The organism is Deinococcus phoenicis (assembly GCF_000599865.1).
GTDB classification, from domain to species: domain Bacteria; phylum Deinococcota; class Deinococci; order Deinococcales; family Deinococcaceae; genus Deinococcus; species Deinococcus phoenicis.
This window is the reverse complement of the sequence record NZ_JHAC01000012.1, coordinates 58,442-82,485: the sequence shown is the minus strand read 5'-3', so window position 1 is coordinate 82,485 and position 24,044 is coordinate 58,442. Positions and strand designations below refer to the sequence as shown.

At 72.1% G+C, this 24,044-nt stretch carries 21 protein-coding genes and 1 pseudogene; 4 read left to right on the top strand and 18 right to left on the bottom strand.

The window, feature by feature from the left end; genetic code table 11:
- The first annotated feature begins 14 nt into the window (after positions 1-14).
- A complete protein-coding gene (locus tag DEIPH_RS04600; RefSeq protein WP_034354562.1) occupies positions 15-845 on the top strand; it encodes a CDP-alcohol phosphatidyltransferase family protein in 831 nt (276 codons plus the stop codon).
- On the opposite strand, the gene DEIPH_RS04595 is transcribed toward DEIPH_RS04600, so the two are convergent.
- The 7 genes from DEIPH_RS04595 to DEIPH_RS04565 form a co-directional block, all read right to left on the bottom strand.
- Positions 824-1,498, bottom strand: coding sequence for a DUF2270 domain-containing protein (locus tag DEIPH_RS04595; RefSeq protein ID WP_034354559.1), 675 nt, complete (start codon positions 1,496-1,498; stop codon positions 824-826). The two genes, DEIPH_RS04600 and DEIPH_RS04595, sit on opposite strands and share 22 nt — an antisense overlap.
- A 63-nt stretch (positions 1,499-1,561) precedes the next feature.
- Positions 1,562-2,221 (bottom strand): MBL fold metallo-hydrolase, encoded by a 660-nt coding sequence (locus DEIPH_RS04590; protein ID WP_034354556.1) that lies wholly within the window; start codon positions 2,219-2,221, stop codon positions 1,562-1,564.
- A gap of 220 nt (positions 2,222-2,441) precedes the next feature.
- Entirely contained in the window at positions 2,442-3,383 is a 942-nt protein-coding gene (locus DEIPH_RS04585; RefSeq protein ID WP_034354553.1) for a DNA polymerase III, read from the bottom strand.
- A 66-nt stretch (positions 3,384-3,449) separates the two neighbouring features.
- Positions 3,450-4,202, bottom strand: coding sequence for a metallophosphoesterase family protein (locus tag DEIPH_RS04580; protein ID WP_034354550.1), 753 nt, complete (start codon positions 4,200-4,202; stop codon positions 3,450-3,452).
- A 93-nt stretch (positions 4,203-4,295) separates the two neighbouring features.
- Positions 4,296-5,327, bottom strand: coding sequence for a S66 family peptidase (locus tag DEIPH_RS04575; protein ID WP_034354546.1), 1,032 nt, complete (start codon positions 5,325-5,327; stop codon positions 4,296-4,298).
- 219 nt (positions 5,328-5,546) lie between these two features.
- Positions 5,547-6,056 (bottom strand): GNAT family N-acetyltransferase, encoded by a 510-nt coding sequence (locus tag DEIPH_RS04570; protein WP_034354543.1) that lies wholly within the window; start codon positions 6,054-6,056, stop codon positions 5,547-5,549.
- Positions 6,049-6,975: a carbon-nitrogen hydrolase family protein gene (locus tag DEIPH_RS04565; RefSeq protein ID WP_034354540.1), complete on the bottom strand. Its 927-nt coding sequence runs from the start codon at positions 6,973-6,975 to the stop codon at positions 6,049-6,051. Before DEIPH_RS04565 ends, DEIPH_RS04570 begins: the two co-directional genes overlap by 8 nt.
- 154 nt (positions 6,976-7,129) lie before the next feature.
- On the opposite strand from DEIPH_RS04565, the gene DEIPH_RS04560 reads away from it, so the two are divergent.
- Both DEIPH_RS04560 and DEIPH_RS04555 read left to right on the top strand, forming a co-directional pair.
- Positions 7,130-7,513, top strand: coding sequence for a hypothetical protein (locus tag DEIPH_RS04560; RefSeq protein ID WP_235183174.1), 384 nt, complete (start codon positions 7,130-7,132; stop codon positions 7,511-7,513).
- Between the two features lie 44 nt (positions 7,514-7,557).
- Positions 7,558-8,493, top strand: coding sequence for a metalloenzyme domain protein (locus DEIPH_RS04555; protein ID WP_034354535.1), 936 nt, complete (start codon positions 7,558-7,560; stop codon positions 8,491-8,493).
- 203 nt (positions 8,494-8,696) lie between these two features.
- Here DEIPH_RS04555 and DEIPH_RS04550 read toward each other — a convergent pair whose 3' ends face one another.
- Both DEIPH_RS04550 and DEIPH_RS04545 read right to left on the bottom strand, forming a co-directional pair.
- The gene (locus tag DEIPH_RS04550) at positions 8,697-9,308 is read right to left on the bottom strand and encodes a phosphoribosylanthranilate isomerase (protein WP_034354531.1); all 612 of its coding nucleotides are present in this window, start codon (positions 9,306-9,308) and stop codon (positions 8,697-8,699) included.
- Positions 9,305-9,547, bottom strand: coding sequence for a hypothetical protein (locus tag DEIPH_RS04545; protein ID WP_034354528.1), 243 nt, complete (start codon positions 9,545-9,547; stop codon positions 9,305-9,307). The genes DEIPH_RS04550 and DEIPH_RS04545 overlap by 4 nt, the downstream gene beginning before the upstream one ends.
- A gap of 64 nt (positions 9,548-9,611) precedes the next feature.
- Here DEIPH_RS04545 and DEIPH_RS04540 point away from each other — a divergent pair, with 64 nt between their 5' ends.
- Positions 9,612-10,850 carry a phosphotransferase gene (locus DEIPH_RS04540; RefSeq protein ID WP_034354525.1) on the top strand — a complete coding sequence of 413 codons (1,239 nt, stop codon included), beginning with the start codon at positions 9,612-9,614 and terminating at the stop codon, positions 10,848-10,850.
- On the opposite strand, the gene cobT is transcribed toward DEIPH_RS04540, so the two are convergent.
- The 9 genes and pseudogenes from cobT to cobN form a co-directional block, all read right to left on the bottom strand.
- Positions 10,847-11,938, bottom strand: coding sequence for a nicotinate-nucleotide--dimethylbenzimidazole phosphoribosyltransferase (cobT, locus tag DEIPH_RS04535; RefSeq protein WP_034354645.1), 1,092 nt, complete (start codon positions 11,936-11,938; stop codon positions 10,847-10,849). The two genes, DEIPH_RS04540 and cobT, sit on opposite strands and share 4 nt — an antisense overlap.
- A gap of 39 nt (positions 11,939-11,977) precedes the next feature.
- A pseudogene (cobU, locus tag DEIPH_RS20435) lies at positions 11,978-12,493 on the bottom strand (bifunctional adenosylcobinamide kinase/adenosylcobinamide-phosphate guanylyltransferase); the annotation flags it as partial.
- Positions 12,493-13,929 (bottom strand): cobyric acid synthase, encoded by a 1,437-nt coding sequence (locus DEIPH_RS04530; protein WP_152544793.1) that lies wholly within the window; start codon positions 13,927-13,929, stop codon positions 12,493-12,495. The gene DEIPH_RS04530 and the pseudogene cobU, both read right to left, overlap by 1 nt.
- Positions 13,922-14,938, bottom strand: a complete 1,017-nt coding sequence (locus DEIPH_RS04525) for a pyridoxal phosphate-dependent aminotransferase (protein WP_034354522.1) — start codon at positions 14,936-14,938, stop codon at positions 13,922-13,924. Before DEIPH_RS04525 ends, DEIPH_RS04530 begins: the two co-directional genes overlap by 8 nt.
- Positions 14,931-15,845: an adenosylcobinamide-phosphate synthase CbiB gene (gene cbiB / locus DEIPH_RS04520; RefSeq protein WP_034354642.1), complete on the bottom strand. Its 915-nt coding sequence runs from the start codon at positions 15,843-15,845 to the stop codon at positions 14,931-14,933. The genes DEIPH_RS04525 and cbiB overlap by 8 nt, the downstream gene beginning before the upstream one ends.
- Positions 15,842-17,167: a cobyrinate a,c-diamide synthase gene (locus DEIPH_RS04515; RefSeq protein WP_034354518.1), complete on the bottom strand. Its 1,326-nt coding sequence runs from the start codon at positions 17,165-17,167 to the stop codon at positions 15,842-15,844. The genes cbiB and DEIPH_RS04515 overlap by 4 nt, the downstream gene beginning before the upstream one ends.
- Complete coding sequence (locus DEIPH_RS04510) at positions 17,164-18,879, bottom strand: VWA domain-containing protein (protein ID WP_034354515.1); 1,716 nt, start codon at positions 18,877-18,879, stop codon at positions 17,164-17,166. Before DEIPH_RS04510 ends, DEIPH_RS04515 begins: the two co-directional genes overlap by 4 nt.
- Positions 18,876-19,667: a class I SAM-dependent methyltransferase gene (locus DEIPH_RS04505; protein WP_034354513.1), complete on the bottom strand. Its 792-nt coding sequence runs from the start codon at positions 19,665-19,667 to the stop codon at positions 18,876-18,878. The genes DEIPH_RS04510 and DEIPH_RS04505 overlap by 4 nt, the downstream gene beginning before the upstream one ends.
- Positions 19,664-24,034 carry a cobaltochelatase subunit CobN gene (gene cobN, locus DEIPH_RS04500; RefSeq protein WP_034354510.1) on the bottom strand — a complete coding sequence of 1,457 codons (4,371 nt, stop codon included), beginning with the start codon at positions 24,032-24,034 and terminating at the stop codon, positions 19,664-19,666. The genes DEIPH_RS04505 and cobN overlap by 4 nt, the downstream gene beginning before the upstream one ends.
- Positions 24,035-24,044: the final 10 nt, after the last annotated feature.

Genomic DNA, 24,044 nt, shown 5'->3' with positions numbered 1-24,044 from the left:
CGTGACGCCCGCACATGACGCACGCTAAGACCCGCCCCGCCCGCGAGTGGGCCGCCGAGAGCCTGTTCCGGCCCCTGGCCGGGCGGCTCCTGCCCCCCCTCGCCCGCCGGAAGGTGAATCCCGCAGCGGTCGTGCTGACCCATACGGCGCTGGGTGTGCTGGCCGGGGTGCTGCTGCGCCGGGGTCATCACCTCACGCCCGCCGCGCTCCTCCAGGTCAAGACGCTGCTGGACAACCTGGACGGGCAGCTCGCCCGCGCCACCGGACAGACCACCGAGACGGGCCGCTACCTGGACTCCGAGATGGACGTGGTGGTCAATGCCGCCGTGCTGGTCAGCCTGGCCGGGCGCTGGGGCCTGCCCCTGACCCTGCTGCAAAGCCTGATCCTGAGCGTGGATTACCTGTGGGAACGCGACCACCGCGCGGCGCGGGGCGAAGTGTTCCGCGAGCCGCCCGCCCAGGCCGGGGATCATCCGCAGGTGCTGGCGGCCCTGAAACTCGGCTACGCCCTGTACTTCACGCCGCAGGAGCGGATGCTGGGGGCGCTGTTCGAGCGCAGGCTGCGGGCGGCTGCGGGCGGCGCCCCCTCCCCCGCCGACCGCCTCGCCTACACGCCCCACGCCATCAACCGGGTCGCCGTGAACCTCGGCCTGAGTACGCAACTGCTCGCGCTGGGGGTCTGCCTGCTGCTCCGGCGGCCCCGCGCCTACCTGTGGAGCCTGCCCGCTCAGTCGGCGCTGCTGGCAGGGGTGCAGGTGTGGCGGGAAAGAAGGGTTGTGGGTCGTAGGAAGGCCTTTTCCCACATCCCACCGCCCATAACCTCCTATCCCTCTTCCAGCGGATAGGTCCGCGCCGCCCGCACCGCCAGAACGACGAGGTGGCCGTAGAACACGAACACGCCCAGAAAGACCAGCCAGCCGGGAAAGTTCCCGATATCGGCCAGGGAGAGCGCTTCCGGGAACTGCAACACCCAGCCTTTGGGCTGCTGAAGGTCGAGTTTGGCGAACCAGGCGAACAGGACCGCCGCATAGATCCACAGGTAGTTGCGGTTGAGCCGCCAGCCCAGCGCGTCGGCGCGGGTCATGGGGCTGCGGGGTTTGGCGAGTTCGGCCAGGATCAGCTGATGCCAGCCGGGGTCCACCTTCTCGCCCAGCATGGCCGGGAAGAAGAAACGTTCCATGATCCGCACGCGGTGGTTGGCGATCTCGAAGATGCGGAAGCGCCGGGCCTCCAGCCGCAGGAAAAAGTAGTTCATGAACATGGCGAACAGGAAGGTGGCGTGGCTGTTGTTGGGGTCGCCCAGCGCAAAGGAGGCCAGGCCCGCCGTCGTCACGACCGACCAGTTGGTGGTCATGTCCAGCCGCTGACGGTAGGCCGTGACCTTGCCGACTTCCGCCCGGTACAGGTGAATCAGGGCGTTGGCGGTGTTCGTGCTGTAGCTCAGGTCCGTCAGGGTCCGGTCGAGCACGGCGCCCGGCCCGCCGCCTGCCCCGGGCATCAGGCCACCCCTGCGCGCGTCATGGCTTCAGGGTAACCCTTCACCGCCTTACCGCAGGCCGGATCATCTCAGAAAAAGGTTCGTGCGCCGCTCGGCCCCGACCGTGGTGGCGCGGCCATGCCCCGGGTAGACCGCCGTCTCGTCGGGCAGGCTCAGCAGTTCGCGCCCGATGCCCTCGATCAGTTGCGGGTGGTTGCCGCCCGGCAGGTCGGTGCGCCCGATGCTGCCCTGAAAGAGCGTGTCGCCCGCCACCACGAACCCCGGGGCCTCTCCGGTGTCGGCCACGAACACCACGTGCCCCGGCGCGTGCCCCGGCAGTTCGCGCGCGGTCAGGGTCAGGTCGCCCGCCGTGAAGGTCTGTCCCTGTTCGATCCCGTGGTCGGGGTCTGCGGGCTGCGTGAAGGGCAGGCTCCAGCGGGCCGCCGACGCCGCGCCCAGGCGGTAGAGCGGCAGGTCGGCGGGGTGCAGGTACACCGGCACGCCCAGCGCCTCCCGCAGCGGCTGCACCGCCCCGATATGGTCGAAATGCCCGTGCGTCAGCAGGATGCCGCGCACCGTCACGCCCGCCCCGCGCACCAGGGCCAGCACCTCCTCCGCATCGTCGCCGGGGTCGAACAGGAAGCCCTCGCCGCCCTGCCCGGCCACCAGCACCGCATTTTCCTGAAGCGGCCCGGTCGGAAGCGTCCAGACTCGCGCCGCGCCGTGTTCCCTCGCCTTGATCATGGGAGGAGTGTAGGACGGAAAGGGGAAGGGGACGGGCTGACCACGCCTTCTACGTCCCACCCTTTCTCCGTCAAGGAGTGGTCAGACGGGATTGCTCCGATTCCCGAACATCCGGCGCTCTCCCGGATGTTCGTCCACCTCCGCAAGCCCGTCCTTTTTGCTTCTCGCCTCGCTCGGATGATTCAAAGGAATCATCGCAATTTGGTATCAGCGCGCACCCTCAGCTTTCCCCGAAGGCTTCGCGCAGGTTCAGGCCGAACACCTGAAAGCTCAGGCTGGGGCTGGCATAGGCTTCCAGCGCGTCTTGCAGGGCGTCCAGGGCCGCGTCGGCACGGGCGCGGGCCTGGGGCGCGTGCGTCCGCCAGGTGAAGCGCAGGGCCTCGGGATGCCAGGTCGCGTCCCAGCGTTTTTCCAGGCGCTCGGCGGCCTCCAGGGCAGTCAGCAGGCCGGTTGCCAGCGCGTCGGTGAACTCCGCCGCGTCCGTGAGGGCCGCCCGCACGGCTTCCCGCCCCTCCAGCACGCCCGCGCGTCCGGCGGCAAAGGCGACCAGCTCGGCGTCGGGGGCCTCGCCGGTCAGCGCCAGGGTGCGCTCGATGGCGCGGTCGGGGGCCGGGGACACGCTCAGGCGGGCGCTGCGGCTCTGAATGGTGGGGATCACCGAGCGCCGGTCCTCGGCCAGAAACACGAACAGCGCGCCGTGCGGGGGTTCCTCGACCAGCTTCAGCAGGGCGTTGGCGGCTTCCGGCCCCAGGTGTTCCGCGCCGTCCACGACCACCACGCGGCGGCGAAAGGTGGGCCGGACCTCCAGAAACTCGAAGACATGCGTCTCGTACTCGCGGGCCTTGTCCCGGGCCGCAAGAATCGCGCCGATGGGAATGATCTTGCGCCGCGCCGCCTTGCCGGTGGAGGTGGTGGCGCGCGGCTCGATCAGCAGCAGATCGGGGTGCGCGCCCGCCGCGAGGGCCAGGCAGGAGGGGCAGCCCCCGCACGCCTCGCCGTACATGCCGCGTGTGCCGGTGCAGTTGTGCTGCGCGGCGACCGCCAGCGCCACATCCCGCTTGCCCACCCGCGCCGGACCGGTCAGGAGCAGGGCATTACCCCGGAAGACGCCCGTCTGCTCAAGCAGCGGGCCGTGGAGGAGGGCAGTGGCGGCGGTGGTCATGGGAGGTTGGGGGCTGTGGGGTGGAGAGTGCGGGAGCAGGCCTTTTTTCCCCCCACAACCTACACCCTACTTCCCGATGGCCAGCCGCGCGGCCAGCACCGGGGGCAGCCCGGCGGCCAACACCGCCTCCTGCGTGCGGCCCACGTCGTAGGGCACCCGGAAGACCTCGAAGTGACCGCGCCTGCTGTCGAAGATGGCGTAGCTGGCGTGGGGGTTGCCGTCGCGCGGCTGGCCCACGCTGCCGGGATTGAGGATCAGGCGGGCACCGGGCGGCACCGGGTAGCTGCCGCCTTCGGGGAACGCCTGATGCTTGATCCACTCGCCCACCGGGGCATTCAGGGTGGCGTACACGGCGGGCACGTGGGTATGCCCCACGAAGCCCAGGCGGCCCTGCCACTGCGCGAACGCCTCGCGGGCCGCCGTGACGGAATCGGTATAGGCGTCCAGGCTGACGGGCGTGCCGTGCCGGTAGCGCGCGCCCACGTCGGGGTCGTCGGTGCCGTCGCGCCAGGTGCGGACCCAGGCCAGATCCCGCTCGGACAGGCGCTCCAGTTGCCACAGCAGCGCGGCAGAGACCACGCTCTCGCGCTTCTCGCGCCTGCCGTCGGCGTAGTCCAGCAGCATCTGTTCGTGGTTCCCCAGCAGGCACAGGGCGTCCAGGTCGCGCAGGGTGGTCAGCACCTCGCGCGGGTGCGGGCCGTAGCCCAGCGCGTCGCCCAGGTGGACCACCTGATCGAAACGCCTGGCCTCGGCGTCCCGCAGCACCGCCTCCAGCGCTGTGTGGTTCGCGTGAATGTCAGACAGCAGCAGGAGCCGCACCCCGCCATGATAGCGGGCCGTTGAGGAATGGACCGGGGGCGGCGGGGGCGAGAACAGCCGTGCTCCCCGGAGCCTGCCCCGCCGCCCCTCCGGTCAGGGCGTGACCGTCACGCGCCCCGCCCGCGGATCGAGCCGTGCCCGGCCCCCCAGCGGCAGCGTGAGTTGCGGGCTGGTGTGCCCGAAATCCACGCCCGCGACCACCGGCAGGTCAGGGCGGCCCGCCTCGGCCAGCACGCGGCGCACCCAGCGGAAGAGGGCCTCGACCATCTCAGGCGTGTAGTCGCGCGGGCGGGCCAGGAGCAGGCCAGCGGCCCGGCCCAGGATGCCCTGCGCGGCGTAATTTCTCAGCCAGTAGCCCACCTGATGAGGCGGCGGCACGTCATTACTGGTTTCCAGCGCCAGCACCGCGCCGTCCCACAGCGCCGGGGCGGGCCAGCCGGGCGTGCCGTTCAGCATGTCCAGCACCTCCAGGCAGCCGCCGATCAGGTGCCCCTCGGCGGCCTGCTCGCCCTGGAGCCAGGTCCAGCCGTCGCCGGGCGTGAACGGACGGCGAACCTCCTGCAAGCTTTCATCCTCCCAGTCCTGCCGGAACTGCGTCCACTCGGGGGCCGGGGACAGGTCGAAGGGGCTGGGGTCGTCCACCAGCGCGCGGCAAATCCCCTGCGCGACAAAAGGGTGAATCCCGCCGTTTTCCGCCAGATCGGTCAGCAGGGACGGGCCGTGGTAGGCCATCACGCCCGCGCGCAGAAACTGCATCAGGGTGACGGTGCTGTCGCTGTAGCCCAGGAACGCCTTGGGGTGCTGGCGGATCAGACCGGGGTCCAGATACGGCAGCAGCCGCACGCTGTCGTCCCCACCGATGATGCTGACCAGGCCGTGAATCTCGGGATTCCGGAGCGCCCAGTGCAGGTCGTCGGTGCGGGCCTGGGGGTTGGCGTCCAGGAAGTCCGGGCCGCGCAGCGCGTTGGGGGCAGGCACCACCTCCCACCCGAAGGTGTCCGCGACCTGCCGCACGCCCGCGCGGTAGCGGTTCATCACCTCGGTCACGAACCCGCTGGACAGGCTCAGGGCCGCCACACGCGAGCCGGGCGTCAGGCGGGGCGGGCGGATGAAGTGGGGCGTCATGCCGCAGCCTAGCGGAGGGTTCCGGAGGAGGCTATGGGCCGGATGGCGGAGCGCCCGGAGGTAGGACCTGGGCCAAACCTGGGCCAATCAACTCGGGGCATAAAAAAGCCGCCTCTTGGGCGGTGATAGAAATAAGATAGCGTGGGATGCAGGGGAAGTCAAATTATGCAGCCGGATTTTTCCCTGCCCGACTGGCCCCATCGCCCGACTGGCCCAGCCTCACAACCGCAGGCTCAGATGATGCTCGGCCAGCCCGCGCCCTTCGTGCCGCACCGCGTCGGGCTGGGTGCCCCACACCTGGAAGCCATGCCGCTCGTACAGGCGGCGGGCCGCGTGCTGCGTTTCGGTCACGCCTAGATGCAGCGAGGTCACGGCCCAGGTGCGGGCGTGGGCCACGCCGGCCCGCAGCAGGGCGTCTCCGCAGCCCTGGCCCCGCGCGGCGGGCAGGACCGACACGCCGAACACGTTACCCCGGTGCCGCAGCGCGGGCCGCTCCTCCCGCGCCACAGTCAGGATGCCGACGAGTTTCCCCGCCACGAACGCGCCGAATGTGACGGCCTCCGGCGTGGGGTCCAGCCGGGCGGCAATGTCCGCGAGGGGCCGCGCCGCGAACTCGGCGGCGGTGGTGATAAAGGCGAGCGGGTCCGTTTGCAGCGCGGTCAGGCGCACCTCCCGGTAGGCGGGCGCATCGGCGGCGGTCAGGGCACGGACGGAGGGCGGCTCAGCCATGCACGGCGGCTCCCAGCGGCACGACCTCGGCGGTGGTAGGGCGGTCCTGGGCCGCGTGGCGGTCGCGCCAGTTCAGGACGTGGCCTTGCTCCCGCACCCGGCGAATCAGGCTCAGGTCGAGGTCGGTGACCAGCCAGCCGGGCACGTTCCAGCCCCCTTCCGCGACCAGGCCGGTGTCCGGCAGGCCATCGTCGGCGGGGGCGTACACGGCGGCGCGGCCCACGGCCTGCTCGACGGCGTAGGTCCAGTCGGCCTGGGCCACCAGGGGCGCGTGGAGGGCGTAGCACTGGTTTTCCAGCGCGCGGGCCATGCCCCCGACCCGGACGCGGGTGTACCCGGCCCGCGCGCCCGTGAAGGACGGCACGGCCAGCACCTCGGCCCCGGCCTCCGCCATCCGGCGGGCCAGCGCGGGAAACTCGCTGTCGTAACAGATGGCGACACCGAAGCGCAGCGGCTCCTCTCCCGCACCCTCCGGCGGCAGCTCGAAGACGCGCACGCCCCCGCCCGCCGAGATGTCCCATTCCTCGGCCTCGAAGCGCGTCATCAGCAGCTTGTCCTGACAGGACCGGGTGCCGTCCGGGCCGAACACGAACGCCCGGTTCACGAACCCCCCCGCCTCCGCCACCGGCAGACTTCCCGCCACGAGGCCCACGCCGTACTGGCGGGCCAGCCCCGCGTGTAGCGCCACGAAACCGGGCACGAACGCCTGAAGCGCGGGCCGCAGCCCCAGGATGTCGTGGTGCAGGTCCGGCGGCAGCAGGCCGATCAGCTCCAGCGCCGCGTACTCCGGAAAGACCAGCAGCCGCCCCCCCTGCCCCGCCGCGTCCGCGACCCAGGCCGTCACCTTCGCCTCGTACGCGGCCCAGTCCGGGTGAAAGTCCACCGGATAGGCCGCCGCCGCCACACGCCAGACGCTCATGCGGCGAGTGTAGCGGGCCGGGCGGGGCGCTAGGCCACAAGGCGCAGGCGCCTCACCTTTCCCAGCACGCGCCCGATCTGTCCTTGACTCCCCCGCTTACTTACCGTACGGTAGGTCAGGAAGTTTGACCCCCGAGGAGACCGCTATGGATGAAATGATCGTTCAACCCCAACTGCACCTGATGGTCGGCGTGCTGGTGCTGCTGACCTCACTCGCGGCGGTGGTGACCACTGGCCGCGGAGCCTTCCGCCTGAAGCGGTTCGGGCGGACGGAACACGGCGTCTTTATCGCGGCCCAGATCGTGCTGATGCTTCAGGTGATGATCGGCATCAAGTTGCTGGATCAGGGCATGGGGACCCTTCAGAAGTACGTGCATTACATCGGTGGGGCCGGGGCGCTGGGCCTGCTGGTGCTGTACTACTGGCTCCCCAAAACCTCGGAGCAAAGCAGCGCCCGCCAGGCCCTGGGGGTATCGGTCGCCTCGCTGGTGTTCGTGGCGCTGGCCTTTTTTGTCGGTGGCCTGTACGCCCGGCAATGAGCCGGGGCGCGGCCTGAATCTCCCGTCTCGCCTACACTGCCCACATGACCGGACTCGTGTGGCTCGCGCTGGATGGCCTGGGCTATCCCGGGGACGCGCCGGACGGGTCGGTCTGGGAGGCGGCGTTGCCCACCCTGCGCCCGCTGATAGAGGCGGGCCGCGCGCTGGACGCGACGCTGGGCGTGCCGGGTCTGCCGCAGTCGGGCACCGGACAGGCGTGCTGGCTGACTGGCCTGGACGCCGTGCGGGCTATGGGCGAACCCGGAAAAGGGGAACACTTCGGCCCCCATCCGGGACCCACCCTGCAACGGCTGTTGCGGGCGGAAGCCCTGCCGGCGCGGCTGGCACAGGCCGGGGCACGGCTGGCGCTGGCCAACCATTACCCACCCGCGTACTTCGCTGCCCAGGTGGGGGGACAGACGGGCGGCCAGACAGGGGGCCAGTCCGGGAGAACGGGGGCGCAGCGGCCCCGCCTGGGCTGCTTTCCCTTCTCGTTCCTGGCCGCCGGGCTGCCGCTGAATCCGCCTGGCGTGCCCCCCGTTCCCGCGACACTGGGCCTGGGCTACGCGGACCCCTGGCCCGAGCAGACACCGCTGACCGAGGTGACGCGGCTGGGAACGGCCCTGGCGCTGGCCGCACGCACGCATGACCTGATCGTGTGTGACCTGTGGTTCGGTGACCACCTGGGCCACCGGGGCCGCACCCCCACACCGCCGCCGGTGCTGCGCGCGGGGCGGGCCTATCTGGAACGGGTGGACGCCCTGCTGACGGGGCTGCTCGACGCGGGCGCACGGGTAGTCCTGAGCAGCGACCACGGCAATCTGGAAGACCTGCGCGTGAAGGCCCACACTCTCGCCCGGGTTCCCTTTGCCGGGGTGGGCCTGGCGCTCGGCACTCCCCGGACGGTGGTGGAGGGGGGACAGGCCATCGCCGCCGCGTTCGGCCTGAAGCTCGACCTTGGCAGCGACGCGAAAAAGTGAGGCACGCCCGTTTCGATGCCAAAAGTTATCCACAGGGTTATCCACACCCCTTGTGGACAACCTGCGGGCAGACTGGAACAGCCCAATCGACACCGGAAGGCACTTTTCCCCTCCAGCACACGCTTTGAGGCGACTCGAATCGAGTTTGGCACCTTCAGCCGGGTTATCCACAGTGAAACGCAGCCCTGTGGATAACTCGGTTTTTACGCTCCTCGTGCGGCCTGCACGAACGCGCGCACCTGTTCGGGCGACTTCACCCCTGGCCCCTGCTCCAGACGGCTCACAGCGTCCACGCCGGCGGGCCGCAAAGCCCGGATCGCCTCCACCACGTTCGCGGGTCCCAGGCCCCCCGCCAGCCACGCCCCCGCCGGGAACACCTCCCGCAGGGCCGCCCAATCGAGCGGCACACCACCGCCCGGCTCGGGCGCGTCCAGCATGGGGGTGACGCCGGGGAAACTCAGGACTTCCAGCATGTCCGGCTGACCCAGATCCGTGGGCCGCAGAACACGCAGAACGGGATGATAGCGGGCGACTTCGCGCACGTAAAGACTTGACACCGGGCCGTGAAGCTGCACGGCACTCACCCGCGCGGCCTCGGCGGTCCGCAGCACGTCCATCAGCCCCTGGTTCAGGAAGACGCCCACCCGCGCCACCACCGGCCCGGCCGCCAGTCCGGCCTCCCGCGCCACCTCCGGCGACACCCGGCGTTTGCTGCCCGGCGCGAAGATGAAGCCCAGCGCGTCGGCCCCGGCCTCGGCCGAAAGCAGGGCGTCGTGGAGGGAGGTGGTCCCGCAGACCTTGACACGGACCGTCATTCGCGCGCTTCCAGGGCCGCCACACGGGCCTCCAGGGTGCGGACCTGGCGGGTCAGGGCCAGCAGCAGCAGGGCGTAGTGGTCGTAGAGCTTGGGGCGCTCCATGCGAAGCTCGCCGGACAGCCAGCCCTCCAGCAGGCGTTCGGCCCCCTCCAGCACGGCCTCGTCGGGCACGTCGCGGTAGGAGCGGCTCCCCAGAATCTCGCGGGCGAAATTGAGTTCACGGTCGGGGTCGGCCATACCTTCCCCATTCTGGGCCAAAGGGCGGATGTCTGCCCCGCGCGGCCCATGTCACCCTGAGGGTATGGCCTTCCCGCGCCGTGAGACGGCCCTGCACCTGCTGTTCCTCCATCCGGACGGTGCCCGGGTGGCCCTCCAGACCGTGACCGTCACCACGCCCACCTACTACGGCCAGCATGTGCTGGAGGCCGCGCCACCGGGAACACGCCTGCTGCGCCGCCTGCACTTCCGGGCGCTGGGCGAGGCAGAGGGCGTGCTGCGTGCCGAAACCGTCTGGCAGCTTCACACCGACGCGCCGGAAGGGCTGGATTGGCAACCCCTGGACGCCCTGACTGGACCCGGGCGGGACTGGGCCGGGGCCGCCCGCCTGCCCGCCACCCCCCGCCGCGCCCCCTGGATGCACCCGGACTGGCAGGCCGGGGCGCTGGCCTGGCTGGACGCCGAACTCGGCGCGCAGGGCCGCACCCGGCTGGGCGAGCCGACCGTGCTGAAGCACTGGCAAATCAGCCTGCTGTGGCAGGTGGAGACGACCGGGGGGCGGGTGTACTTCAAGGCGGTGCCCGACTTCTTTGGGCGGGAGGTGCAGGTGACGCCCCGGCTCGCCGCCGAACTCCCCGGCGCGGCCCCGCCCGTGCTGGCCGCCGACGAGGAACGCGGCTTTCTGCTGCTGCGGGAGGCCGGGCAGACGCAGGAAGCCCCGGACCTGCCCGCGCTGATGCGGCATCTGGCGTGGGTGCAGCGCCGGAGCCTGCCCCTGCTGCCGCGCCTGCCGCTGCAAGACCGCAGCCCCGGGCTTCTGCTCGCCCGGCTGGATGACCTCTTCTCGGATGCCTGTCTGCGGCCAGGCGAGGAAGGCGGGCTGACGGCAGACGAGGCGGCGGCCCTGCGTGCCCGGCGGCCCGAACTGGAAGCAGCACTCAAACACCTGGACGCCAGTCCCCTGCCCCTGACGCTGGGCCACGGCGACCTGCACGGCGGGAACGTGGTGGTAGACGGGGCGGGCCGCTTCACCGTGCTGGACTGGTCGGACGCCTGCCGCATCCATCCCTTTCTGGACGCGAACGCGGCCTATCTCTCCGCAGCGCCCGCCGGGGCGGTGGAGGAGGCCCACACCGCCTACCTGAGTGCCTGGACCGACCTCCTGCCGCTGGAAAACCTGCGGGCGCTGCACGCCGACGCGCTGCAAGTGGGGGAACTGCTGCGCGCCCTGGGCTATGTGGACGGTATCCAGCCCCACGTGGAGGACCCGGCGGAGTGGCACGGTGCCCACCTGTATCACCTGCGGAAGCTGCTGGAAGGTTAGCCCCCGCCCGGCACCCCCGCCTCGGCAAAGGTCCGCATCTCGCGCAGGGTGGCCGCCGCCGAGAGCAGCAGCGGCGCGGCCAGCACGCCCCCGGTGCCCTCGCCCAGCCTCAACCCCAGGCGGAACATCGGCTTCAGGTTCAGGTGGGCCAGTTGCGCCGCGTGCCCGATTTCGGCGCACTCGCCTGCCGGGAACAGGAAGTCGCGCAGGGCGGGGGCGAGGGCCACCCCGACCAGCGCGGCGCTGCCCTCCACGAAGCCGTCCAGAATCACGGCGCGGCGAGACGCGGCGGCCTGGAGCATCATGCCCAGCATCGCGGCGATTTCAAAGCCGCCCAGGTCGGCCAGCACACCCAGGGGGTCGGCGGGGTCGCTGGCGTGGCGGTCCAGTGCGCCCCGCACGGCTTCCACCTTCCGCGCGAGCGTGGCGTCGTCCACGCCCGTTCCCCGGCCCGTCACGGCTTCGGGGCCGAGGTTCAGCAGCCGGGCGGTGAGGGCGGCGGCGGGCGTGGTGTTGCCGATACCCATCTCGCCGGGAATCAGCAGGTCCGCGCCCTCCTCGATGGCGCGGCGGGCCAGGGCCGCTCCGGCCAGCACCAGGGCTTCCGTTTCCCCCCGGGTCATGGCGGCCTCGCGGCGCAGGTCGCGGGTGCCCCGGCGCACCGCCGCCCGCACCAGGGCTGGGTGCCCCGGCAGGTCGGCATTCACACCCGCGTCCATCACGTACACCCGCGCGCCGACGGTGCGGGCGATGGCATTCACGGCGGCCCCGCCCGGCCCGGCGGGGGTGTCGGCCAGGAAGTTCGCCACCATCGCGGGCGTGACCTCGGGGGGATAGGCGCTGACGCCGCCCCCCTCACTGTCCGGCTGCGCCACACCGTGGTCCCCGGCGGCCACCAGCACCGCCACGCCGCGCGGCTGGGGCTTCTCGGTGCCGAACACCCCGGCCAGCCGCACGGCCAGGCTTTCGAGGTCGCCCAGTGCCCCGGCGGGCTTGGTCAGCTGGGCCTGCCGCTCACGGGCGGCCTGCATGGCGGCGGGGTCGGCGGGGTGGACGGCAGAAATCAGGGCAGTGAGGTCGGGGTGCATGGGACTCCTGGGGGAAAGGAATGAGGGACGGGGCGCGGGCTTGAGGGGCAGGGGCAGGCCGCTCACCAGCAGCCACGCCTCGTCGCTGGCGGCGGCGGCGCGCTGGTTGACCCAGCCCAGCACGTCACGGTAGCGGCGGGCCAGGGCGTTGTCGGGAACGATGCCGAAACCCACCTCATTGGTCACGAGGACCGTCAGGCCGGGGCGGGCACGGGCGGCGGCGAGCAAGGCGTCCGCCTGCTCCAGAATCGCCCCGTCGGTGTGGTCGGCCAGCAGCAGGTTGCTGACCCAGAGGCTGAGGCAGTCGAGGAGGGCCGTGGGGGTCACGGCGGCCCGCAAGGCTCCCGGCACGTTCAGGGGTTCCTCCACCGTGGCCCAGCCCACCGGGCGGTCTGCGCGGTGGCGGCGGATGCGGTCTTCCATCTCCGCGTCGAACGCCTGCGCGGTGGCGAGGTAGGTCACGGCCTCGCCGGAAGCGGCGGCGAGACGCTCGGCAAAGCTGCTCTTGCCGCTGCGGGCACCTCCCGTCACGAAGACCAGTCGGGAGGAGGGCATTACAGCTGCCCCCGGCCAGCGAGCTTCTGGATGAGGGGCCAGTCCAGGCTGGCCTTGACCCGTGCGGCGACGGCGTCGAGGCGGGCGTCCAGGCTGTCCAGTTCTGCTGGCGGCGCCAGGCCCGCCCAGTCCAGAAAGCGTTCCAGATACGCGGGGTTTTCCAGCAGGCCGTGCAGGTAGGTGCCGCGCACGTTGCCCGAACGCCACAGCAGGCCCGGCGCGAGTTCCTGCACGCTGCCGCCCGCCTCGGTGCGTCCGTGGTGGATCTCGTAGCCGCTCAGATGCAGGCCCGTTTCCGCGTCGGTGAAGGTGGTCAGCCGGGTGGTCTTGTCGGGCGCGAACTCGGTCGAGAGGTCGAGGAGGCCCAGGCCCGGAACCTCTTCCCCCTGAGTACAGCCCCCACCCTCGATGCCGTGCCGGTCGGTGAGGGCCGTGCCCAGCATCTGCAACCCGCCGCACACGCCCAGCACCGGCACGCCCGCCTGCGCCGCCCGCGTGACCGCGCCCGCCAGCCCGGTCGCCCGCAGCCACGCGAGGTCGGCGGCGGTGCTCTTGCTGCCGGGCAGAATGATGGCCCGCGCGCCTGCCAGCTCGGCGGGCGAGGCCACCCAGCGCGCGAGCGGCCCCAGCGGCGCGAACTCGTCCAGATTGGACACGCGGGGCAGGCGGGCGATGGCGACGAAGCCATCTGAGGCATCCGCCTGTCCCCTTTGATCCTCAGCCCAGACCCCATCTTCTTCCGGCAACGGGATATCCAGCATCGGCACCACGCCCACCGTCGGCACGCCCGTCTGCTGTTCCAGCCACTCGGGGGCGGGGGCCAGCAGGCGCGGGTCACCCCGGAAGCGGTTGAGGATGAAGCCCTTCAGGAGCGCACGTTCTTCGGGGGTCAGGCAATGCCAGGTGCCCAGCAGGTGCGCGAAGGCCCCGCCCCGGTCGATGTCGCAGGCGAGCAGGACCGACGCCTGGGCTTCCAGCGCCACCCGCATGTTCACGATGTCGGAGGAGCGCAGGTTCACCTCGGCGGGGCTGCCCGCGCCCTCGATGACCACCACGTCGTACTCGGCCATGAGGCTGCGCAAGGCTCCCTGCACATGGGGCCACAGGTGCGCCTTGCGTTCGCGCCAGCCCAGGGCGGTCAGGTCCGGGTTCGCGCGGCCCAGCAGCACGACCGCTGAGCGGGTGTCGGCCTCGGGCTTGAGCAGCACCGGATTCATTCGCACGTCGGGCGCCACCCGCGCCGCCTGCGCCTGCACGAGCTGGGCGCGGCCCATTTCCAGGCCCGCCGGGGTCACGCCCGCGTTGTTGCTCATGTTCTGGGCCTTGAAGGGGGCGACCCGGTAGCCCTCGTCCGAGAGCGCGCGGCACAGCGCGGCGCACAGGTAGCTCTTGCCCGCATTGCTGGTGCAGCCCTGAATCATGATGGCTTTACCCATAGTGTCCTCCGTTCAGGGCGGCCCGCACAGCCTCCACCAGCCGCGCATTCTCCTCCGGCAGACGGGTCGAAACACGGAGGCGGCCCGGAAAACTGTAGCTGGTGCAGTCGCGCACCTTCACGCCGCGTTCGAGCAGGGCGGCGGTCAGGCGCGCCGCGTCCCCGACCTCCAGCGTCAGGTACGGCGTGCCGTGGTGCTCCACCGCCCCGAAGGGGCGCAGAGCGGCGGCCAGACCTTCCGCATTCTGGCGCACCCAGGGCAGCGTCTCGGCCAGAAACGCCCCCGCCTCCGGCAACGCCGCCAGTACCGCCGCCGTCCCGGCAGGAAGATGCCACGCGGGTGCGAGGTTGTCCATCCGCGCGACGACCTCGCGTGCGGCCAGGGCATAGGCGGGCCGCGCGCCGACCAGACCGTGTGCCTTGCCGGGCGACAGCAGGCGGACGACGGACACAGAGCGCGGGACCCAGGAAGCGGGCAGGAAGGGCGCATACGCCTCGTCCACGATGAGGAGGGCCTGTGCGGCGGCGCAGGTATCCGAGAGGGCTTGCAATTCTTCCGGCGTGTGCCGGTGGCCGGTCGGATTGTGCGGGTGGCCCACGTACACCAGGGCCGTGCCGGGGGGAAGCCGCGCCGGAACGGCCTTGATGACCTCCACCCGGCCCCAGGCGAGGGCCACCGCGCGGGCGAGTTCGCCGAAGGGGGCCTGTACGCTCAGCAACGTTCCACCGGGGGGAAGAAAGGCGCGGACGAGGCGGTGCAGCAGGTCGGACGCGCCCACGGACAGGGCCACCTCGTCCGCCTCGACACCGTGCCACGCGGCCAGCCGGGCGCGGACCCCGGCATAGCTGGGGTCGGGGTAATGCGCGTGGTCGGCGGCGCGCAGTGCCCGCATCAGCATGGGATTCGGCCCATAGGGATTCGCGTTCACGCTGAAATCCAGGCCGGTGAAGGGCGCGGCGGTCGGCCCGCCGTGCGGCGCGCGGGGCAGCAGGGGGGGCAGGTCAGGCACGGCGGCTCCGGGGAGGAGCAAAAAGCAGGGCAAGGACCCCCAGCCCCAGCGTCAGGCGGGCGAGGCGCAGGGCGCGGGGGATGTCCGCCGCCTGCGGAACACGTCCATCCGCGTTCAGCACGTACACGCCGCGCTTGTCCAGCCGCACGCCGAGCGCCCCGGCAAAGGCGCTCATGGGGTGCCCGGCATTCGGGCTGGCCGTCTTTCGCGCGTCCTGCCGCCAGGCCCGCCACGCGCCGGAGGTGTCCAGGCCGGCGGGCAGGCTCGCCAGCAGCGCGCACACGGCGGTCAGCCGCGCGGGGGCCAGGTTCAGCAGGTCGTCGGCGCGGGCGGCGACCTTGCCCGCGTCTTCCAGTTCGGGGGTGCGGTAGCCCCACATGGCGTCGGCGGTGTTGGCGTAGCGGTACAGGGCGGCCAGGGGCAGGCCACCGGCCCGGCAGCACAGCAGCGGCGCAACCACGCTGTCGGACAGGTTCTCCGCGAGGCTCTCGATGGCCGCGCCCGCGACCTCCGCCGCCGTCAGTTCCGCCGTATCCCGGCTGACGAGGTGCCACGCGAGCAGCCGCCGCGCTTCCGGCACCGCGCCCGCCGCCAGGGCCGCGTGGACCTCCGCGACCGCCGCGAACAGGGCACGCCGGGCCAGCAGCGGCTTGAGGAGGACGCCCCGCGTGACCCAGCCGCCCGGCAGCCGCCCGGCCAGCAGGCCCGCTCCGGCCACCAGACCCGCCCCGAGTGCCCAGCCCGCCGCACCCTCGCGCAACTGCGCGGCCGGCGTGGTGCCCCGCCAGCGCCCACGCGCCCCCTTCAGAAAATGCCCCATCCACACGACGGGATGCCACCGCGCCGGAGGTTCGCCCAGGCTGTCCAGCACAAGGGCCAGCAGCAGCGCGCGCCGCGTTCCCCTCACGAACACGCCTCCACCAGCCGTGCCGCCAGTTCCCCCGCCGCGCCGTAATGCACGTGCAGGTAACTGGCGAGGACGTTGCCGCGCGCGTAGCCCTCCTCCACCCGCACACCCCCCGCGCCGGCCCAGGTGTAAGCGGGGTGGGTGGGCGCGTGGGTCAGGACGCTGTGGTGGAACTCGTGCCCGCGCAGCACCGCGCCGGCCGGCACCAGGGGGGAGGGGCTGAGCGCGGTCGCGTCGCGGTAGCCCAGGGTGAGGCGCGGGGCCATCCGCGTGCGGTAGGGAATGACGCCGCACATCCCGAACATCTGCCCGGACTGGTCCTCCAGCGTCTCGCCCAGGTACATCAGGCCGCCGCATTCCCCGATGATGGGGCGGCCGGAGACGGCAAAGGTGCGGAGAGCGGCCCGCATGGACACGTTTGCGGTCAACCCGGCGGCGTGCGCCTCGGGATACCCACCGCCCAGCAGGACGCCGCCCACATCCGGCGGCAAGCCGGCGTCCCGCAGCGGGCTGAAGGGGAGCAGTTCGGCCCCCGCGTCCCGCAGGGCGTCGAGCGCGTCGGGGTAGTAGAAGTGAAAGGCCTCGTCCAGCGCGTAGGCGATGCGGGCGCGGGGCGTGGGGCGGCGCGGCGCGGGCGCGGGCAGAGGCAACGCGGGCGCGTCCGCCGCCGCCAGCAGGGCGTCCAGACGCAGGGTCGCGGCGGCCCGCAGCGCGTCGGCCTCGTCCCAGCTCGCCTGCTCGGCGCTGAGCAGTCCCAGGTGCCGGGCGGGGAGGTGCAGGGCCGGGTCACGCGAGACGTGGCCCAGCACCGGCAGTCCGATGTGCGTCAAGGCCACCTCGCACAGGGCCGCGTGCCGCTCGCCCGCCACGCGGTTCAGGATGACGCCGACCACGTTCAGGTCGGGTCCAAAGGAGCGCAGCCCGTGGGCCACCGCCGCCACCGTCCGGGCGCTGCCTCCCGCGTCGATGACCAGCACCACCGGGGCCTCCAGCAGGCGGGCGAGGTCGGCGGTGGAGTGCGCGTCGCTGGAGGGGTCGCGGCCATCGTAGAGGCCCATGACGCCTTCCAGAATGCTGATGTCCGCGTGTTCGGCGGCGCGGGCGAACAGGTCACGCAGCCGCCCGGGCGGCAGCAGGAACGAATCCAGGTTGCGGGCGGGCTGCCCGGCGGCGCGGCTCAGGTGCGTGGGGTCGAGGTAGTCCGGCCCCAGTTTGAAGGGCGCGACCTTCAGGCCCCGGCGGCGCAGCGCGAGGCACAGCAGCGAGGCCACCGTGGTCTTGCCGCTGCCCGAGTGCGGGGCGGCCAGGACGAGACGTTTCATGCCCGGCCCCCCAGCGTGGTCAAGTCGGCCCCCAGCGCCTCCGCGAGGGCGGCGGCGCGGTTCAGGCGGACGTGTCCGGTCTCGGTGTCCACGACCAGGGCGGGCACACCACGCAGGGCGCGGGCCGCGTTCAGGGCGTCGGCCCAGGCGTCCCCGCCAGGCGCGAGGGGCACGTTCGCGCGGCCATCGGTGAACAGCACGAGCTGCGCCGGCCGCTCGCCCGCCAGCACGTCGGCGGCCAGCCTCAGCGCGTGCGCGAGCGGCGTGCGGCCCCCGGTCGGCGCGGCGGTGATGGCGGCCTCGGCAGCGGCGGCGTCCGTGGTGAAGTCCAGGGCCAGGGTCGCCCCTGCCCCCCGGAAGGGCAGCAGCGCCACCCGGTCCCGCCGCCCCTGCTGCCCCAGCACCTCCAGCATCGCGCCCTTGACGGCCCCCATGCGTTCGCGGGTGCCCATACTGCCGCTGGCGTCCGCGACGAACAGCACGCGGCGGCCCGCGACCTCCTCCCGAACCGGAGACTGGAAGTCCTCACGCGTGAGGGTGACGCTGCCGCTCCCTTGCCTTGCGGTCCGGGTCAGGGCGGCGCGCAGGGTCGCGGGCACGGCCAGCACGGAGGGGTGGGGGTCGGGGACGCTCCGCACCACGCGGCCCGGCCCGCCCTCGCCCCGGCGGGAACCGGGGGCAGGCGCGGGGGGCAGGGTCAGGGGCGAGACGTTCGCGGTGGGCGCGAAGACCTCCTCCGGCGTGTCCTGCGGGGCGGGAGGGCGGTCCCCTTCGGGCGGGGGGGGCGTTTCCTCGGGTGGAGGCGGGGACGCTTCGGGCGGCGGGGCGGGTGGTGGCGGCGGGGGCGGCAGCCGGGGGTCACGGCGGTGCGCGAGGACCAGCGGCGCGGCGCGGTGCAGGTCGGCTTCCCGCACCTCCCCCCGGCCTTCCAGCGCGGCCAGGGCGCGGGCGGCGCGGTACAGCACCAGGTCGGCGCGCAGGCTCCGCACGCCCGCCCCGGCGCTCAGGGCGGCGATGGTAGCCAGCAGGGCGTCGGGCACCCGCACATGCGGCAGTTGTTCGCGGGCGGCGGCGAGGCGGGCGGCCAGCGCGGTTTCCTCGGTTTCCCAGACGGCAACAAACCGCACCGGGTCGGCCTCGAAGGCCATGCGGCGGCGCACGATTTCGGCACGCTCGGCGGGCGCAGCCGGGGCCTGCACGTCCACACACAGCCCGAAACGGTCGAGGAACTGCGGGCGCAATCCGCCCTCTTCGGGGTTCATGCTGCCCACCAGGGCGAGGCGGGCGGGGTGCTCGGCACTCAGGCCGTCGCGCTGCACGCGGTTCACGCCCATCGCGGCCACGTCCAGCAGCACGTCCACGAGGTGGTCGGCCAGCAGATTCACCTCGTCGATGTACAGCACGCCGCCGTCCGCCCCGGCCATCAGGCCGGGCTTGAGGCGCACCTCGCCCCGCAGCGCCGCGTCGAGGTCGAGGGTGCCCACCACCCGGTCTTCCGTCGCGCCCAGCGGCAGGTTCACGAAGGGGGCGGGCGTGCCGTCCGCAGTGGGCGGGAGCAGGGCGGCCAGCCCCCGCGCCGCCGTACTCTTGGCCGCGCCCCGGTCGCCGCGAATCAGCACGCCGCCGATGTCGGGTGACACGGCCAGCAGCGACAGGGCCAGCACTAGCCCCGGCTGGTGGGCGACGGCGGAGAGGGGGTAGAGGGGGGTCATGGACGCTCCCGCACAGGGACATGCAGCACATGCACGTCGAAGGTCCAGCGGTAGCGCCAGCCCCCGCCCTCCGGCGTGAGGTAAGGAAGCAGGAAAGCCAGCGCCTCCGCGTCCGGGAGGGGCAGGCGAGTCTGGGCGAGCAGGGCCGCCGTGTCGGGAAAGGTCAATTCGCGCTCCTCGGTGATGGGCCGGTGCTCCGGCGACTCGCCCAGCGCGTGCAGGGCGCGGCGCAGGCTGGAGGCCCGCTGCGCCCTGGGCTGCCCGGCAAGCTGGCGGCGCAGGGTGACGTGCGGGCTGCCCAGGCCGTCGTCCTCCAGCAGGTAGAGGTCACGGCGGGCGAGGCGCAGCAGGCCCGTCAGGGCCGCGCGCAGGTCGGGCAGGTAGGCCAGCGACCACGCACTCAGCACGGCGTCGTGGGGGGCGAGGGTGGGGTCTTGCAGGGCGTCCGCGAGTTCCTGACAGCGCATGTCCAGGTGCGCGGGCGGCCCCTTGCCGCGCAGCACGGCGAGCATGTCGGGCGAGTGGTCCAGCGCCGTCACCCGCGCCGCCGCGTCCGCGAGGGGCAGGGTCAGGCGGCCTGTCCCCGCGCCCACGTCGAGCAGCGAGTCTGCGCCCGTCAGCCGTTCCCGCAACCACGCCACCGTGTTGGGAAGCGGCGGCTGGCCCGCGTCGTAGTGGGCGGCCTTCTCGTGCCAGAAGGCCCGGTCGCGTTCCGGCTGCCAGCGCCCGGAGCGCACGGCGAGAACCTGGGCGGCCCACTCGGCAAAAATGTCCGTCTGGACCGTCATCCCCCCACCCGCCCCACTTCGCCCCGGTCTTCCAGCAGCCCCTCGCTCTCCGCGAGCAGGTTCTGGAGGGCATTCAACGTCTGCGGCTGGGGCGTCCAGAGGTCACGGGCATGCGCTTCCAGCAGCCGCCCCGCGATGGCATTGAGCGCCCAGGGGTTCGACTCACGCAGGAACGCCTGATTCTCCGGGTCGAGCGCGTAGGCCTGCGCCACCCCCTCATACATGAAGTCGTGGGCAATCTGGGCCGTGGCGTCGAAGCCGAAGAGGTAATCCACCGTCGCCGTCTGCTCCAGCCCGCCCTTGTAGCCGTGGCGGCGGATGCCCTCCAGCCACTTGGGATTGACCACCCGCGAGCGGTACACCCGCAGGGCCTCCTCACCCAGGTCGCGGACGCGGGCGCGCTCGGGGTTGGCCGTGTCCCCGAAATAGTGCCGGGGCTGGGTGCCGCTGAGGCTGCGGACGGAGGCAATCATGCCGCCGAAGAATTGCAGGTAGTCGTCACTGTCGAAGAGGTCGTGCTCGCGGTTGTCCTGGTTGTGCAGCACCAGTTGCGTCTGCGAGAGGCGGGCGCGGAAGTCCTCGCGGGCGTCGGTCCCGGCCTCGGCAGCGGTGTAGGCGTAGCCGCCCCAGTTGATGAAGGTGCGCGCGAAGTCGGCCTCGTCTTTCCAGTTCCCCTCGTGAATCAGGTCGAGGATGCCCGCGCCGTAGGTGCCGGGGGCGCTGCCGAAGAGGCGGTAACTGGCCCGGGCCTGCGCCTCCTCGGGCGGGAGGTCGGCCAGCCGCTCCGCGAGGTCGGCCAGGTAATGCTTGCGGGGGAAGTTCTGGTCTTCCGGTTCGTCGGCGTGCATGGCGAGGTTGACGGCTTCGTCGAGCAGGGTGATCAGGTGAGGGAAGGCGTCACGGAAAAAGCCGCTGAGCCGCACCGTCACGTCGATGCGGGGGCGGCCCAGCTCGGCCAGCGGGATGAGGTCCACGCCGGTCAGGCGGCGGCTCTGCGGGTGCCAAAGCGGACGCGCCCCCAGCAGCGCCAGAATCTGCGCCACGTCGTCCCCCTGCGTCCGCATGTTGGAGGTGCCCCACACGCTGATGGCGACGTGCTCAGGGTACGCGCCCGCTTCCCTCAGGTGGCGGTCGAGCACCTCCCGCGCGAGGCTGCTGCCCACCGTCCACGCGGCCTGCGAGGGCAGCGCGCGGGGGTCCACCGCGTAGAAATTCCGCCCGGTGGGGAGGATGTGCGCCAGCCCGCGTGAGGGGGCACCGCTCGGCCCGGCGGGAACGTAGCGCCCGGCGAGGCCCGCGAGCAGGTGCGTGATTTCGTCGCTGGTCGCGTCCAGATTCGGTTTCAGGACGCGGCAGACGTAGCCCAGCGTCTGCGGCAGCGTCCCGTAATGCTCCCGCACCCCCAGCGTGAGGGCCAGCGCGTCGGGGATGGCGGCGGGGTCGAAGTTCCGCGCCTGCAAGGTCTGATAGAGGTGCAGGGCGAGTTCGTCGAGGAGTTCGAGGGCGTCGCCGTTTGTCTGGATGGGGCGGCCCGCGAGGTCGGTGAGTTCCGGGTGGGCGTCCAGCCGTGCGCCGAGATTGTCCAGGAGTGCCCCCAAATCCAGCCCCAGCACCTCGGCCAGCCCCGCGTGTAGCCCCGGAACCTCCGCATTCGCCAGCCGGGTCAGGGCGCGCAGCATCTCGGGAAGCTGCTCGCCCTGTGGAGCCTGTCCGAAGATATGCAAGCCGTCCCGAATCTGCGCCGCGCCCAGTTCGCACAGGTAGCCGTCGATGTCTTCGAGCAGGTGCGCCACGTCCGCGCCGTTCATCTCGCTCAGCGTCACGGGCACGCCTTCCTCGGTGAACTCGTCGTCCCACTCGTGGACATGGTCGCCGTGGTCGCGGCGGAGCACCGTTCCCAAATCCAGGCCGAGGTCGGTCCCCAGGTTCGCCTGCTGCACCAGCTCCCAGATTTGCCCTTGCAACAGCGGCAGCTTGGCCGGGTCGAGCAGTTCGAGCTGGTAATACTCGTCCACCAGGGCGGCGAGTTCGGCCAGCGGGCCGTAAGTGTCCGCGCGGGTCAGCGGCGGCGGCAGGTGGTCGAGGATGGTCGCGTGGGCGCGGCGCTTGGCCTGGGTACCCTCGCCGGGGTCGTTGATGACGAAGGGGTAAAACAGCGGCAGGTCGCCCAGCAGCGAGTCGGGGAAGCACCCCGCGCTGAGGCCCACGCCCTTGCCGGGCAACCATTCCAACGTGCCGTGCTTGCCGACGTGAATCAGGGCGTCCGCGCCGAAGCCGCCGCAGTCCGGCGGCTCGCGCAGCCAGCGGTAGAGCGCGTGGTAGTGGTGCGTGGGCGGCAGGTCGGGCGTGTGGTAGATGGCGTCGGGGTCCATGCCGTAGCCGCGCGGGGGTTGCAGCGCCACGAAGACCTGCCCGAAGTGCAGCCCGGCCAGCGCCAGCGCCCCGTCATGCACATACGCCTCGCCGGGTGGATCGCCCCACTGCTCGCGCATCCGGCGCTGCTGACTGTCCGGCAGGTCGGCGAACCAGCGCGCGTAGAGGTCGGCGGGCACCCTCGCGGCGGCCTGCGCGAGCTGGGCGGGCATGAGCTGCGTGGTGTCGTAACTGGTGCGCTCAATCAGCGCGTGCATCAGCTCGTCACTCGTGGCGGGCAATTCGCCCACGTCGTACCCGTCCGCCTTCAGCGCGTGGAGGATCCGCAGCAGCGACGCCGCCGAGTCCAGCCCCACCGCGTTGCCCACCTGTGACGCCTTGGCGGTGGAGTTGGTGAAGACGAAGGCCAGCCGCTTTTCCGTGTTGGGCAGCCGCCGCAGTCGGGCCAGCCGCACGGTGATTCCGGCCAGCCGCGCGGTGCGCTCGGGGTCGGCGGCCAGGCGGCGGGCCTCCCCCGCTTCCTGCTCCTTGAACGCGAAGGGCACGCCGATGATGCGCCCGTCGAACTCCGGCAGGGCCACATTCATCGCGGTGTCGAGGGGATTCAGCCCGCGCGCGCTCGTCTCCCACGGCCCCCGCGCCCCGCCGCTCGTCAGGCCCTGCACGACGGGCACGCCCAGGCGCTCCAGCGCGCCGACATTCGCGCCCGCCGCCGTCACGTCCCCGGCTTGCACCTCGGCCATAGCGAAGGAGAGGGTGGAAATCAGGGCGTCCACCTCGCCGCGTAGGAGGGCGAAGGCTTTGGGGTCGCCGTTCTCGTCCACATCCTTCAGGCTGGTCGTGAACACCGGCAGGGCATCCGCTCCCACCTCGTCCAGCGCAGTCACCAGCGCGTCGATAAAGGCCGTGTTGCCGCTCAGCGCGTGGGCGCGGTACAGCAGCACGCCCACGGCGGGACGGTTCGGCGTGCGGAGGCGCTGCCAGTCGGCCAGTGTGGCGTTCTCGGGCAGGTCGGGGTGGTAAATCCCGTGTTCGGGCAGGGCCAGCGGGGGCTGCGCGCCGTAGCCGGTCAGGCGCAGCGTGTCGCTGAGGGACAGCAGCAGTTCGCGGGTGTTCTGCCAGCCGCTCGCGGCGAGGTAGGCGCGGGCGGTGTCGAGAACACCCGTCAAAAAGGCTTGCCGCTGCACGGGCGCGAGGCTGAGGGCCGCCAGTTCCGCGTCGGGTTCGTTCGTGCCGCTGACCAGCAGCAGGTGTTGCCCAGCTTTCCGGGCATGCGAGAGCAGCAGTTCGGCCCCCGGCACCGCCGAGAACTTCCCGTGAATCCGCACCAGCACGACCTCGGCCTGCCCCACCGCCCCCGACAGCAGCGTGCTCATCTGCGCCTCGGAACGCACACCGCCCAGGGCCACACCCGTCACGGGGCCGAAGCCCTGCGGCAGCGTTTCCTGTGCGGCCCGGAGGTTGAGCAGATCGGTGTCCGCATGCGTCAGAACCGCGAAGCCGGAGAGGTCGCCGGGCGCGTCCGGCGTGGCGAGGGGCAGGGCCGCCGTCCCCGCCGCCGCACTTCCCGCCGCATCCCAGGTGTAGTAGTTGAAGGTGTACTCCACCAGTTCAGGGGGCGGGGGCCGGTAGCCGTCCGCCGCCAGCATCGCGCCGATGTAGTCGAAGATGGCGCGCACCAGCCAGGGATCGTTGACGGAGTGGAACCACACGTCATGCCCGTCGAAGACGAGGTGGGCGACGTTGGACAGCGCGCACGGCCCCAAGCACCCCGATTTGGTGAGGTGGATGGCATTACGCAGCTTGCGCCGGGTCCACTCCTCCTTGTAGGCGTCCACGGGCGCGGCGGCATAGCCCTTGTCGGTGCGCCCGCAGCAGCAGCCGTGAAAGCAGTAGCTGAGGTGCCCGCGCCTGCGGACCACATTGATGGTGCGGCCATCGGCGCGGGTGACGCGCTGGCGGGAGGTAGGCGGGTGGGCGGGAATTCCGGTCACAGGCGCTCCA